The sequence below is a fragment of the Burkholderia mayonis genome (assembly GCF_001523745.2).
Taxonomy (GTDB): Bacteria; Pseudomonadota; Gammaproteobacteria; order Burkholderiales; family Burkholderiaceae; genus Burkholderia; species Burkholderia mayonis.
The window spans coordinates 1,488,355-1,501,228 of the sequence record NZ_CP013386.1 but is presented as its reverse complement, the minus strand read 5'-3'; the positions used below and the strand labels follow the sequence as shown (position 1 = coordinate 1,501,228).

Here is a 12,874-nt window from a genome sequence, read left to right as displayed (position 1 = left end):
GCGGCACTTTCTCGTGAGGATGATCAGGCGATGATTATCTCAGTTCGAGCCCTTTTCGGCATCGGCTGAATGGCCTGTCGAGCGCAGTGAACGAACGGCGATCGGGAGGTCGAGTCCCGCTGTCTTTGCCGGCCGCTTTGCGGCTTCGCGGGACGACCGGGCGAGGCGGGCTGGGGGATGGGCGGCAGCTCGATCGAATCGGCTGTGGCGGGGCGGCAATCGAAATCCGGCCGGCCGACGTCACGGCGCTTCACGCCCCAAAGCGAAAGCGCCGCAATTCGACCGCCTTGCGCCCGATCGATTCGGGCTACGCAGCGCAACGCGGCGACGCGACCGCAAGCTGCGATCGCGGCCAGCGTAACCGCCCCGCGCCGCAACGCAGCGAAGAAAAACGCTGCGCTTACTGGCTGAACAGCCGCCGCGTGACGGGTGAGCCGGCCGGAATGCCCGCCTCCTCGAGCCGAGCATACAGCTTCATCAACTGCTGCTCGATCGCAAGCAGCGTCGATTCCGGCAGCGGCCGGCGCTGGTCGTCGACGACGCGCGCGCCGATCCGCTCCGACAGCGACTTCGCGTAGTCGCACATCAGCCTGAACGGCAGGATGTCCTCGTCGGCAACGGGCACGTCGAGGACGAGCGTGATCAGATTGCCGCCCTTGTACGTGAGGTCGTCGCGCAGGAAATTCGTGTCGCCGAACTGCAGCATGAAGACGGGATTCTGCTTCGCGTCGAGCTTCACGAAGCGCGTGCCGTCGCGCGACAGCAGGAGTCCGTCCTGCGACGCGACCGCCTGCACGTAGTTCGCCGACCACGGCGCGCCGTCCGACATCACGTTGACCGACAGTTGCGCGTCGCACTGCGCGGCGAAGCCGTCGAGCTCGCGCGCCATCGACACCGTTTCCATCATGTCCGGGAATTCCGGCGCGCCGTCGATCGCATCCGCGAACTGCTGGACGCCCGTCACGAATTCGGAGAACTCGAGCTCGTTGAGCGGGCCGCTGCGGTTTGCGAGCTGCGCGGCCGCGCGCAGCTCTTCGTAGCGCACGCCGTTCTGCAGCAGCTCCCACGCGCCGCCGCCCTCCGGCTTGCCTTCGATGTGCACCGGCTTGCTGCCCGCGCGGCGCAGCCGTTGCGCGGCGGGCAGGATCTTGTCGCCCGCGAGCGCCCCTCCTAGGCGGATCGGCACGATGCAGTCGATCCGGCGATCGACGATCGCGGGCGTCGCCGCGGAGATCGTCGTCGCGGCGGGCAACACCGGCTCGACCGGCTCGACCGGCTCGTCGTGCGCGTGGGCGGGCGCGGCCGCTTCGCCGCCGCTCGTCTCGACGGCGGGCTCGACCGCGCCGTTCGCAATCGTCGCCTCGGCCTGCAGGTCGGCCGGCGTGTCGGCGGGCGCCGCGCCGCCGAACGTCGGCTCGACGCGCGCCGCGCCGTCGCCCTGCTCACCCGCCGCGGTCTCGCGGCGCGCCGGCTGCCGCACCGGTTCGATGAAGGGCGCCTCGTCGTCGCGCTCGTGCCGCGCGGCGGCTTCGGCCGCCTCGGGCGGCATCGGGCGCGGCATCCTGCGACGCACCTTCGCCCCCTGCCATGCGTTGTAGACCACGACGCCGCCCACCACGACGGCGCCCGCGCCGATCAACCCGAGTGTCAACTCGTCCATGCACGCTCCATCAAATTCTTTTTCATTGGACTCGCGGACGGGCGCCCATGCGCCGCGCGCCCGCGGGCCATTCGTCAAACGTCAATTCTGCGCAAAACCCGCGGCGGTTTCCATGTCCACCGCGACGATCCGCGACACGCCCTGCTCCTGCATCGTCACGCCGATCAGTTGCTGCGCCATCTCCATCGCGATCTTGTTGTGCGAGATGAAGAGGAACTGCGTCTTGTCCGACATCGCGCGCACGAGGTTCGCGAATCGCTCGGTGTTCGCGTCGTCGAGCGGCGCGTCGACCTCGTCGAGCAAACAGAACGGCGCCGGGTTCAGCTGGAACATCGCGAACACGAGCGCGGTCGCCGTCAGCGCCTTCTCGCCGCCCGACAGCAGGTGAATCGTCGCATTCTTCTTGCCGGGCGGCTGCGCCATCACCTGCACGCCGGCGTCGAGGATCTCGTCGCCCGTCATGATGAGCTTCGCCTGGCCGCCGCCGAAGAGGCGCGGAAACAGATCGCTGAAATGGCGGTTCACTTCGTCGAAGGTCGCCTGCAGCAGCGTGCGGGTTTCCTGGTCGATCTTGCGGATCGCATCCTCGAGCGTCTCGATCGCGTTCGTCAGGTCGGCCGATTGCGCGTCGAGGAACACCTTGCGCTCGCTCGCCGCCGCGAGCTCTTCGAGCGCCGCCATGTTGACGGGGCCGAGCGCGCCGACCGCGTTGTTGATCCGCGTGACCTCGCCCTGCAGGTACGACGGCTTCATGTCCGGCGTGAGCTTGTCCTTCAGCGCGGCCTCGTCGACCTCGGCCGCCGCGAGCTGCTCGGCGAACTGCTCGCCCGTCATCCGCGCCGCCTGTTCCTTCAGCTGCAGCTCGGTGATGCGATCGCGCAGCGGCTGCAGCGAGCGCTCGGCCGCCAAGCGCGTCTCGTCGGCCGCGCGCAGCTTCGCGGTCAGGTCGTCGAGCTCCGCGCGCGCGGCGCCGAGCGCCTGCTCCTTCGCCGCGCGCACTTCGAGCGCGTCCTGCAGGCCGGTGTGCGCGGTCTGCTCGTTGATCGTCTCGAGCTCCGCGCGCGCGTCCTCGAGCGACGCAGCCACGCGCTCGCTCTGATCGTGCGCGACCTGGATCGTGCGCTTCAGCTCGTCGATCCGGTTCGCCGACTGGCGCGCCGCGAAGCGCGCATCGGTGGCCGCGCGCTCGAGCTCGCGCGCTTCCTGGCGCGCGTTCGTCAGCGCTTCGTCGAGCGCCTCGAACGCGAGCTGGTTGTCCTCGAAGCGCGCCTGCAGCTCGGCGAGCTCGGCGTCGTGACGCTCGAAGTTCGCCTCCGACTCCGCGCGCAGCGCGCGCTGCTCTTCGATCTGCGCGCCGATCTCCTCCAGCTCCTCGCGAATCTGCGTGCTGCGCTGCGAGTAACGCTCGTGCGCCTGCGCGAGCTTCAGCACGTCCATCTGCAGCGCGTGCACGCGCTGCGTCGCGCGCTCGGCCTGCGCGCGCACTTCGGTCAGCGCCTGCGACGCCTGCGTGTGCGCCGCTTCCGCGCGGATCGCCGCCGCCTTCGCTTCGTCCGCCAGGAGCGCCTGCGCGCGCACCTGGCGCGCCAGGTTCTCGATTTCCTGCTGGCGCGCGAGCATCCCCGCCTGCTCGGAATCGGCCGCATACAGCTGCACGCCCGAGCGCGTGACGACGTGGCCCGCCTTCACGACGAACGCGCCGCCCTGCGGCAACTGCGTGCGCGCGGCGAGCGCCTGCGCGAGATCGTCGGCGATGAATACGGTGCCGAGCCAGTCGTTGAGCACCGCGCGCAGGCCCGCGTCGTCGATCCGCACGAGCGACAGGAGCGGCCGCTGCGCGCCCGGCGCGGCGAGCGGCTCGCCCGCGGGCGGCGGCGCGTAGAACGCGAGCTTCGCCGGCGGCGCGTCGGTCGCGAACGCCTTCACCCAGTCGAGATTCGACACTTCGAGCGCCGCGAGCCGCTCGCGCAGCACCGCTTCGAGCGCGGTCTCCCAGCCGGCCTCGACATGCAGCTTCTTCCACAGACGCGGCAGCGCGCCGAGCTCGTGCTTGTCGAGCCACGGCTGAATCTTGCCTTCCGTCTGCACGTTTTCCTGCAACTGCTTGAGCGCGGCCAGGCGCGCTTCGAGCTGATGAATCTGCGCGCTCTCGGCCTGCACGCGCTCGTGCGCGGCACGGCGCTCCGCGTCGAGGCGCGGCAGCGTCTCCTGCGCGTCGGCCAAGCGCGCCTGCGCCTCGGCAAGCATCTCTTCGTGCTCGGCGAGCTGCATCCGCAGCGCTTCGAGCTGCGCCTCGTCGGGCGCGTCGAGACCGCCCGCCTCGGTCTTCAGACGCTCGTGGCGCTGCTGGAGCTGCTGGAGCTGCTGATCGGCGTTGCGCTGGTGCGCGGCTTCGAGCTTGAGCGCCTGCTCGGTCTGCGCGATCCGGCCGCGCTCGTCGTTCAGCCCGGTCTGCGCGTCGCGCCAGCGCGCCTCGAGCGTGGGCAGCGCGTCGTGCTTCGCGGCCGCGTCGTCCTCGGCGAGCGCCGCCTTCTCGTCGGCGACCGCGCGCGCTTCTTCCGCTTCCTCGAGGTCGCCCTGCGCCTTGCCGGCCTGCGCGCGCCACTGCTCCTGCTGCGCGACGAGCGCCGCGATCTGCGACTGCACGCGGTTGCGCGACTCGACGATGAACTTGATCTCGGCCTCGAGGCGGCTCACCTCGGCGTTCGCTTCGTAGAGCGCCCCCTGCGCGCCCTGCATCGCGTCGCTCGCCGAATAGTGCGCGACGCGCAGCGTCTCCAGTTGCGCCTCGACTTCGCGCAGCCTCGCGGTCTGCGCGTCGAGCTCGATCTGCGCGTCGCCGATCGCACGGCGCTGCTTGTCCTGCTCGGCCGCCGCCTCGTTCTTGCGCAGCAGCCACAGCAGGCGCTGCTTCTCCTCGCCGTCGGCGACGAGCTCCTTGTACCTCGTCGCGACGACCGCCTGCGCTTCGAGCTTCTCGAGATTCGAGCCGAGCTCGCGGATGATGTCCTCGACGCGCGTCAGGTTCTCGCGCGTGTCGTGCAGGCGGTTCTCGGTTTCGCGGCGGCGCTCCTTGTACTTCGACACGCCCGCCGCCTCTTCGAGGAACACGCGCAGCTCTTCGGGCTTCGCCTCGATGATCCGCGCGATCATCCCCTGGCCGATGATCGCGTACGCGCGCGGACCGAGACCCGTGCCGAGGAAAATGTCCTGGATGTCGCGGCGGCGCGCGGGCAGGTTGTTGATGTAATAGCTCGACGTGCCGTCGCGCGTCAGCACGCGCTTCACGGCGATCTCGCCGTACTGGCCCCACTGGCCGGCCGCGCGGCCGTCGGAGTTGTCGAACACGAGCTCGACGCTCGCCCGGCTGCCGGGCTTGCGGGCCGTCGAGCCGTTGAAGATGACGTCCTGCATCGACTCGCCGCGCAGCTCGGACGCGCGCGATTCGCCGAGCACCCAGCGCACGGCGTCGATGATGTTGGATTTGCCGCACCCGTTCGGTCCCACCACGCCGACCAGTTGACCTGGGACCTGGAAGTGCGTGGGATCGACGAAAGATTTGAAGCCAGCGAGTTTGATCGAGCTCAGACGCACGGCGGTATCGGTGGTAAAGAGTGTGAAACGGTTGGGAACGTGTGTTGCGCGCCGCGATTCGACCGCGAGGCCCGCGCGCGCGCCGCACGCCCAAGATTCGAAAAACGGGGCCGTGCTGTCAAGCAGTCGGCCCCGCGAATGGGGCCAATCATACCATCGCGCGCGCGCTGTCCCGCGGCTTGCGCGGTTCGCCGTCAGCCGGCCGGGCGCGGTGCACGCGGCTCGACAGCAGGGTCGCGACGACGATGCAGAGGCCGCCCGCCCATTCGCGCGCGGTCGGCACTTCGTTGGCAAAAAGCCACGCCGACAGCGCTGTGACGACGATCTCGAACAGCATGATGATCGATGCGCGGTTCGCCGGCACGCGCGCCAAGCCGTGCTGGACGAGCATGTTGTTCGCCGCGACCGTCACGCCAATCCCGGCGACGAGGAGCGCCGCGAAGCCTAAGTCGTCGCCCACAGGCACCGGCGGCAGGCCCTCGACGAGCGACGCGACGACGCCGAGCGCGGCCGCGCCGCCGAAGAGCGTCGCCGTGCGCATCTCGGGCTTCATCTGCGGCAGCTCACGGCTCGCCTTGACGACGAGCACGTTGCTCATCGCGAAGCTCATCCCGGCCCCGAGCCCCGCCCATTCGGCCGGGTTCGACGGCAGCGGCACGCCGAGCCGCGGCGACCACAGCATCAGCATCGCGCCGGCGAGCGACAGCGCGGCGAGCGCCGCGCCCGCGAACGTGAGCCGCTCGCGCAGGATGAAGTGCGCGTAGATCGCGGTCCACGCGGGCGTCAGATAAAAGAGCAGCATCACGCGCAGCACTTCGCCGTGAATCGTGCCCCAGACGAAGCCGAGATTCGTCACGCCCGCCGCGATGCCGAGCGCGGGCAGCAGCCAGTGCCAGCGCACCGTCGCGATCGACCCGCGCCGCACGATCAGCACGAACGCGCAGGCGACGACGCTCGTCAGCGCGCTCGCCGCCGTGCCCGTCACGCCGAGCGCCGCCAGGAGGCGCAGCGGATACCAGATCAGGCCCCATACCGACGCGCCGATCAGAATCGCGAGCGTCGGCCCGCCGGCGCTCCCTCGTTCATTCATTTGCAAACCGAACCTCTTCTTCCTTCGTCGTACAGCGTCGCGGCGCGCTCGCCGCGCGTTCCGCCGTCCGATGTCACGCTATAATCGAGCGCCGTCGCCGCGCCCAACAGGGCAGGCACGGGCCGGCACGCCGGCATTCCGCGCCGCCATCCGCCGCGCCCCGCTTCGCCCGCGCCCGGCGGCGCCTGCCGCGCCCCTGTTTCGCGCCCGTTTCGCTTAAACCGGCCTGTCCGATCGGCCATCTACCGGCTCCGTCCGTCCAAGCCCGTGAATCCTCGTCTCGATACGCTTCAGCCCTATCCGTTCGAAAAGCTCCGCGCGCTCTTTGCCGGCGTGACGCCGCCCGCGCATCTGCCGCCGATCAGCTTCGGCATCGGCGAGCCGAAGCACGCGACGCCCGCGCTGATCCGCGACGCCGCCGCGGCCGCGCTGGACGGCCTCGCGTCGTATCCGGCGACAGCGGGCACCGACGCGCTCCGCGAGACGGTCGCCCGCTGGCTCGAGCGCCGCTACGGGCTGCCCGCGATCGACGCCGCGACGCAGGTGCTCGCCGCATCGGGCTCGCGCGAGGCGCTCTTCTCGCTCGCGCAGGCGGTGATCGATCCGACCGCCGGCAAGCGCGGCGAGAACGCCGGCCAAAACGGCGAAAGGCCGATCGTACTCTGTCCGAATCCTTTCTATCAAATTTACGAAGGCGCGGCGCTCCTCGCGGGCGCCGAGCCGTACTTCGTCAACAGCGACCCGGCGCGCAACTTCGCGCCCGACTACTCGGTCGTGCCGGACGACGTGTGGGCGCGCACGCAGCTCGTCTACGCATGCTCGCCCGGCAACCCGACGGGCGCCGTGCTGACGCTCGACGACTGGCGCGAGCTGTTCGCGCTATCGGACGAGCACGGCTTCGTGATCGCGTCCGACGAATGCTATTCGGAGATCTACTTCGACGAGTCGAAGCCGCCGATGGGCGGCCTCGAGGCCGCGCACCAGCTCGGCCGCGGCTTCGAACGCCTCGTGATGCTGTCGAGCCTGTCGAAGCGCTCGAACGTGCCGGGCATGCGCTCGGGCTTCGTCGCGGGCGACGCGGCGCTCTTGAAGCGCTTCCTGCTGTACCGCACGTACCACGGCGCGGCGCTGTCGCCCGTCTGGCAGAAGGCGAGCATCGCCGCCTGGGGCGACGAGGCGCACGTGCGCGAGAACCGCGCGCTCTACGCGCAGAAATTCGCGACCGTCACGCCGATGCTCGCCGACGTCGTCGACGTGCGCCCGCCCGACGCCGCGTTCTACCTGTGGGCGAACGTCGCGAGGACCGGCCTGTCGGATACCGAGTTCGCCCGGCGTCTCTTCGCCGACTATAATGTGACGGTCCTGCCCGGCTCGTATCTCGCCCGCGACGCGCATGGCGCGAATCCCGGCCGCGGCTTCATCCGGATCGCGCTCGTCGCCGGCACGGCCGAATGCGTCGAAGGCGCGCAGCGCATCGTCGATTTCTGCCGCGGCCTCGCCAGCTGAACGCGCTTCGAGCGCCCCCGATTCATCCATCATCCACGTCCAGCATAGCCACGAACATGTCGCAACAACTTCAGCAAATCATCGATAACGCCTGGGAAAAGCGCGCCGAACTGTCGCCGAAGGCCGCGTCCGCGGAGATCCGCGAAGCCGTCGCGCACGCGATCGAGCAGCTCGACAAAGGCGCGCTGCGCGTCGCCGAGAAGATCGACGGCGAATGGACCGTGCACCAGTGGCTGAAGAAGGCCGTGCTGCTGTCGTTCCGCCTGGAAGACAACGCGCCGATGCCGGCGGGCGGCTACTCGCAGTTCTACGACAAGGTGCCGTCGAAGTTCGCGAACTACACGGCCGAAGACTTCGCGGCGGGCGGCTTCCGCGTCGTGCCGCCCGCCATCGCGCGCCGCGGCTCGTTCATCGCAAAAAACGTCGTGCTGATGCCGTCGTACACGAACATCGGCGCGTACGTCGACGAAGGCACGATGGTCGATACCTGGGCGACGGTCGGCTCGTGCGCGCAGATCGGCAAGAACGTGCACCTGTCGGGCGGCGTCGGCATCGGCGGCGTGCTCGAGCCGCTGCAGGCGAACCCCGTCATCATCGAGGACAACTGCTTCATCGGCGCACGCTCGGAAGTCGTCGAAGGCGTGATCGTCGAGGAGAACTCGGTGATCTCGATGGGCGTGTACCTCGGCCAGAGCACGAAGATCTACGACCGCGAAACGGGCGAAGTGACGTATGGCCGCATTCCGGCCGGCTCGGTCGTCGTCGCGGGCAACCTGCCGTCGAAGGACGGCACGCACAGCCTGTACTGCGCGGTGATCGTGAAGAAGGTCGATGCGAAGACGCGCGCGAAGGTCGGCCTGAACGAACTGCTCCGAGGCGACTGATGGCGAAGCCTCGCACCGTGGTCGTGTACGGCATTCCGAACTGCGACACCGTGAAGAAGGCCCGCGTGTGGCTCGACGAGCACGGTGTCGAGTTCGAATTTCACGATTTCAAGAAAGCCGGCGTCAGCGCGCCGCTAGTCGAGGACTGGCTGAAGGACGTGCCGCTCGACGCGCTCCTGAACCGGCGCGGCACCACGTGGCGCGGCCTGGCCGACGACATGAAGGCGGCCGCCGAAACGCCGGCCGGCGCGATCGCGCTGATGATCCACAAGCCGTCGGTCATCAAGCGTCCGGTGCTGGTCGTCAACGGCCGCGTGAAGTCGCTCGGCTTCGCGGCCGACCAGTACACGGCGCTGTTTGCCGCGTAGCGCCCGCCTGCGCTGAACGCGCCACAAGCCTCATCGCTGCCGGCCACCGCGCCGGCATTTTTCATCGAAAGTGGTCCGAACCATGTCCGCCACCCTTGCCCTTACCGAACAACTGATCGCGCGCGCGTCCGTCACGCCCGACGATCAACATTGCCAGCACCTGATGATCGAGCGCCTGACCGCGCTCGGCTTCGAGTGCGAAACGATCGCGTCGCACGGCGTGACGAATTTCTGGGCCGTCAAGCGCGGCGCGGCCGGCCGCAAAGGCAAGCTGCTCGCGTTCGCGGGCCATACCGACGTCGTGCCGACCGGCCCGCTCGAGCAGTGGAGCTCGCCGCCCTTCGTGCCGACGCATCGCGACGGCAAGCTGTACGGCCGCGGCGCGGCCGACATGAAGACCTCGCTGGCGGGCTTCGTCGTCGCGACGGAGGAGTTCGTCGCCGCGCATCCGCAGCATCGCGGCTCGATCGGCTTCCTGATCACGAGCGACGAGGAAGGCCCGGCGACGGACGGCACCGTGAAGATCGTCGAAGCGCTCCAGGCGCGCGGCGAGCGGCTCGATTACTGCATCGTCGGCGAGCCGACGTCGACGGCAACGCTCGGCGACGCCATGAAGAACGGCCGGCGCGGCTCGATGTCGGGCGAGCTCGTCGTCAAGGGCGTGCAAGGCCACATCGCGTATCCGCATCTCGCGAAGAATCCGATCCACCTGCTCGCGCCGGCGCTCGCGGAGCTCGCGGCCGAGCAATGGGACGAAGGCAACGAGTATTTCCCGCCGACCACCTGGCAGGTGTCGAACCTGCGCGCGGGCACCGGCGCGACGAACGTGATCCCAGGCCACGCGGATCTGCTGTTCAACTTCCGCTTCTCGACGGCGAGCACCGTCGAAGGCCTGCAGGCGCGCGTGCACGCGATCCTCGACAAGCATCAGCTCGACTATGCGCTGAACTGGTCCGTGAGCGGCCTGCCGTTCCTCACGCCGCGCGGCGAGCTGTCGGACGCGCTCGATGCGGCGATCCGCGCGGAGACCGGCATCTCGCCCGAGCTGTCGACGACGGGCGGCACGTCGGACGGCCGCTTCATCGCACGCATCTGCCCCCAGGTGATCGAATTCGGGCCGCCGAACGCGAGCATCCACAAGATCGACGAGCACATCGAAGTGCGCTTCGTCGATCCGCTGAAGAACGTGTACCGCCGCGTGCTCGAACAACTGATCGCTTGACGAAAGGCGCCCGATGACGACCTCCCCCTCCCCGTTCCGGACCGTCCGCGACCTCGTGCGCTACGCGGTGTCGCGCTTTTCGAAGGCGAAGCTCGCGTTCGGCCACGGCTCGGACAACGCATTCGACGAAGCCGTCTATCTCGTGCTGCACACGCTGCACCTGCCGCTCGACACGCTCGAGCCGTTCCTCGACGCGCGCCTTTCGCCCGACGAGATCGGCGCGGTGCTCGCCGTGATCGAGCGCCGCGCGACCGAGCGCGTGCCCGCCGCGTACATCACGCACGAAGCGTGGATGCACGGCCATCGCTTCTACGTCGACGAGCGCGTGATCGTGCCGCGCTCGTTCATCGGCGAGCTGCTCGACGACGGCCTGCAGCCGTTCGTCGAAGATCCCGCGCTCGTCGGCTCGGTGCTCGAGCTGTGCACGGGCTCCGGCTGCCTCGCGATCCTCGCGGCGCTCGCGTTTCCGAACGCGAGCGTCGACGCGGTCGACCTGTCGGCCGACGCGCTCGAAGTGGCGAAGATCAATCGCGGCGACTATGGGCTCGACGAGCGGATCACGCTCTACCACGGCGATCTCTACGCGCCGCTGCCGCAGTTCAAATGGATCGATCCCGAGCAGCGCTACGACGTGATCATCACGAATCCGCCGTACGTGAACGCGGATTCGATGGCCGAGCTGCCCGCCGAATACCGGCACGAGCCGGAGATGGCGCTCGAGGGCGGCGCGGACGGGATGGACATCGTGCGCCGCATCATCGGCGAAGCGCGCCGGTGGCTGAAAGACGGAGGCGTGCTCGTCGTCGAGATCGGCAACGAGCGCGCGAACGTCGAGGCGGCGTTCGGCGGCCTCGATCTCGTGTGGCTGCCGACGAGCGCGGGCGACGACAGCGTGTTCCTGATCCACGCGAGCGACCTGCCTGCCGTTGCCGGCTGAAGCCGCGCCCGTCCGTGGGGGCCGGCCCGTCCGGTTCGTACGGAGTGGCCGCTCGCACGCACGCTTCGGTAAGATGCGCGTAAGCGGCGCCCGGTCGCGGCGCGCCGCGTGGCCTCCTTCAGGAATCCAACGCGCTCATGACCCTCGATTGGCTCCATCTCGGCACCTTCATCGGCCTCGCACACGTGCTCGGCGTGATCGCGGCCTGCCACGCGATCCTGAATACGCGCACGTCGCAAGGCGCGATCGCATGGGCGGTGTCGTTAACGGCGATGCCGTACCTGACGCTGATCCCGTATCTGTTCCTCGGCCGCAGCAAGTTCTCCGGATACGTCGACGCGCGCCGTCACGAGACCGAGGCGCTGCGCACCCGCGCGCATCCGGCGCCGTGGGACGCCGAGGGCTCGACGCTCGGCGCGCCAAAGGACGCGCTCGGCCTCGCGCGCGTGCGCGCGCTCACGCGCCTCGTCGGGATGCCGTTCGTCGCCGGCAACACGGTGCGCACGCTCGTCAACGGCGACGCGACGTTCTCCGCGATCCTCGCGGCGATCGACGCCGCGCACAGCTACGTGATCGTCCAGTTCTTCATCGTCCGCGACGACGCGCTCGGCGCGATGCTGCGCGATACGCTGATCGCGCGCGCGCAAGCGGGCGTGCGCTGCTATCTGCTGTACGACAGCATCGGCAGCTTCGATCTGCCGTCGAGCTACGTGCATGCGCTGCGCGAAGGCGGCGTCGAAGTGCATCCGTTCGCGACCAACAAGCAGTTCGTCAACCGCTTCCAGCTCAACTTCCGCAATCACCGCAAGATCGTCGTGGTCGACGGCGAGCGCGCGTTCGTCGGCGGACACAACGTCGGCGTCGAATATCTCGGCGGCAATCCGCGCCTTACGCCATGGCGCGACACGCACATCGAGGTGCGCGGTCCCGCCGTCGCGAACATTCAGTACGTGTTCGCCGAGGACTGGCACTGGGCGACGCAGTCGCTGCCGCCGCAGGCGCTGCCGCCCGCGCCCGTTCCCGACGCCGACATGCACTGCCTCGTCGTGCCGATGGGTCCCGCCGACAAGCAGGAGACGGGTTCGCTCTTCTTCGCGGAGGCGATCAACGCGGCGCGCGAGCGCGTGTGGATCACGACGCCCTACCTCGTGCCCGACGAGGCGGTGATCTCCGCGCTGAAGCTCGCGGTGATGCGCGGCGTCGACGTGCGGGTGCTGATCCCGAGCCGGCGCGATCACTACGTCGTGTTCGAAGCGTCGAAGCTCTATGCGCGCGATCTCGTCGACGCGGGCGTGCGGATCTTTCGCTACCGGCCCGGCTTCCTGCATCAGAAGGTCGTGCTGATCGACCGCGCGGCGGCTGCCGTCGGCAGCGCGAACCTCGACAACCGGTCGTTCCGGCTGAATTTCGAGATCATGGTGCTGACCGTCGACGAAGGTTTCGCGACCGAAGTCGAAGCGATGCTAGAACGCGACTTCAATGATGCGTTCGAAGTGGATCTGAGCGAGTACCGGCGCTCGCCCGCGTGGCGGCGCGTCGCGATGCATATCGCGCGGCTGTTCGCACCGATTCTCTGACGTCGGGCGCATCGCGCGCACGCGCGCGCCGTCGGC

At 69.1% G+C, this 12,874-nt stretch carries 9 protein-coding genes; 6 read left to right on the top strand and 3 right to left on the bottom strand.

The window, feature by feature from the left end:
- Positions 1 to 400 precede the first annotated feature (400 nt).
- From WS70_RS07485 to WS70_RS07475, 3 genes are all read right to left on the bottom strand, one after another.
- Positions 401 to 1,660, bottom strand: coding sequence for a cell division protein ZipA C-terminal FtsZ-binding domain-containing protein (locus tag WS70_RS07485; RefSeq protein WP_059596514.1), 1,260 nt, complete (start codon positions 1,658 to 1,660; stop codon positions 401 to 403).
- 81 nt (positions 1,661 to 1,741) lie between these two features.
- Positions 1,742 to 5,254 carry a chromosome segregation protein SMC gene (gene smc, locus WS70_RS07480; RefSeq protein ID WP_059596515.1) on the bottom strand — a complete coding sequence of 1,171 codons (3,513 nt, stop codon included), beginning with the start codon at positions 5,252 to 5,254 and terminating at the stop codon, positions 1,742 to 1,744.
- Between the two features lie 148 nt (positions 5,255 to 5,402).
- Positions 5,403 to 6,350 (bottom strand): DMT family transporter, encoded by a 948-nt coding sequence (locus WS70_RS07475; RefSeq protein ID WP_082716065.1) that lies wholly within the window; start codon positions 6,348 to 6,350, stop codon positions 5,403 to 5,405.
- A gap of 261 nt (positions 6,351 to 6,611) precedes the next feature.
- Here WS70_RS07475 and dapC point away from each other — a divergent pair, with 261 nt between their 5' ends.
- The 6 genes from dapC to cls all read left to right on the top strand — a co-directional run bounded on the left by dapC (position 6,612) and on the right by cls (position 12,838).
- Entirely contained in the window at positions 6,612 to 7,850 is a 1,239-nt protein-coding gene (gene dapC / locus WS70_RS07465; RefSeq protein ID WP_059596516.1) for a succinyldiaminopimelate transaminase, read from the top strand.
- A 56-nt stretch (positions 7,851 to 7,906) separates the two neighbouring features.
- Positions 7,907 to 8,734, top strand: coding sequence for a 2,3,4,5-tetrahydropyridine-2,6-dicarboxylate N-succinyltransferase (gene dapD, locus WS70_RS07460; protein WP_059470478.1), 828 nt, complete (start codon positions 7,907 to 7,909; stop codon positions 8,732 to 8,734).
- Positions 8,734 to 9,102: an ArsC family reductase gene (locus tag WS70_RS07455; RefSeq protein ID WP_059470477.1), complete on the top strand. Its 369-nt coding sequence runs from the start codon at positions 8,734 to 8,736 to the stop codon at positions 9,100 to 9,102. The genes dapD and WS70_RS07455 overlap by 1 nt, the downstream gene beginning before the upstream one ends.
- Before the next feature lie 82 nt (positions 9,103 to 9,184).
- The gene (gene dapE / locus WS70_RS07450; protein WP_059596517.1) at positions 9,185 to 10,324 is read left to right on the top strand and encodes a succinyl-diaminopimelate desuccinylase; all 1,140 of its coding nucleotides are present in this window, start codon (positions 9,185 to 9,187) and stop codon (positions 10,322 to 10,324) included.
- Positions 10,325 to 10,337: 13 nt separating this feature from the next.
- Positions 10,338 to 11,261, top strand: a complete 924-nt coding sequence (gene prmB / locus WS70_RS07445) for a 50S ribosomal protein L3 N(5)-glutamine methyltransferase (RefSeq protein ID WP_059596518.1) — start codon at positions 10,338 to 10,340, stop codon at positions 11,259 to 11,261.
- Between the two features lie 137 nt (positions 11,262 to 11,398).
- On the top strand, positions 11,399 to 12,838 hold the full coding sequence (cls, locus tag WS70_RS07440; RefSeq protein WP_059470474.1) for a cardiolipin synthase: 1,440 nt from the start codon (positions 11,399 to 11,401) through the stop codon (positions 12,836 to 12,838).
- The last annotated feature ends 36 nt before the right edge of the window (positions 12,839 to 12,874 follow it).

Coding starts and splice junctions, on each gene's coding strand:
- WS70_RS07485 (WP_059596514.1), bottom strand. CDS start 1,660: ATGGACGAGTTGACACTCGGGTTGATCGGCGCGGGCGCCGTCGTGGTG.
- dapD (WP_059470478.1), top strand. CDS start 7,907: ATGTCGCAACAACTTCAGCAAATCATCGATAACGCCTGGGAAAAGCGC.
- WS70_RS07455 (WP_059470477.1), top strand. CDS start 8,734: ATGGCGAAGCCTCGCACCGTGGTCGTGTACGGCATTCCGAACTGCGAC.
- dapE (WP_059596517.1), top strand. CDS start 9,185: ATGTCCGCCACCCTTGCCCTTACCGAACAACTGATCGCGCGCGCGTCC.
- prmB (WP_059596518.1), top strand. CDS start 10,338: ATGACGACCTCCCCCTCCCCGTTCCGGACCGTCCGCGACCTCGTGCGC.
- cls (WP_059470474.1), top strand. CDS start 11,399: ATGACCCTCGATTGGCTCCATCTCGGCACCTTCATCGGCCTCGCACAC.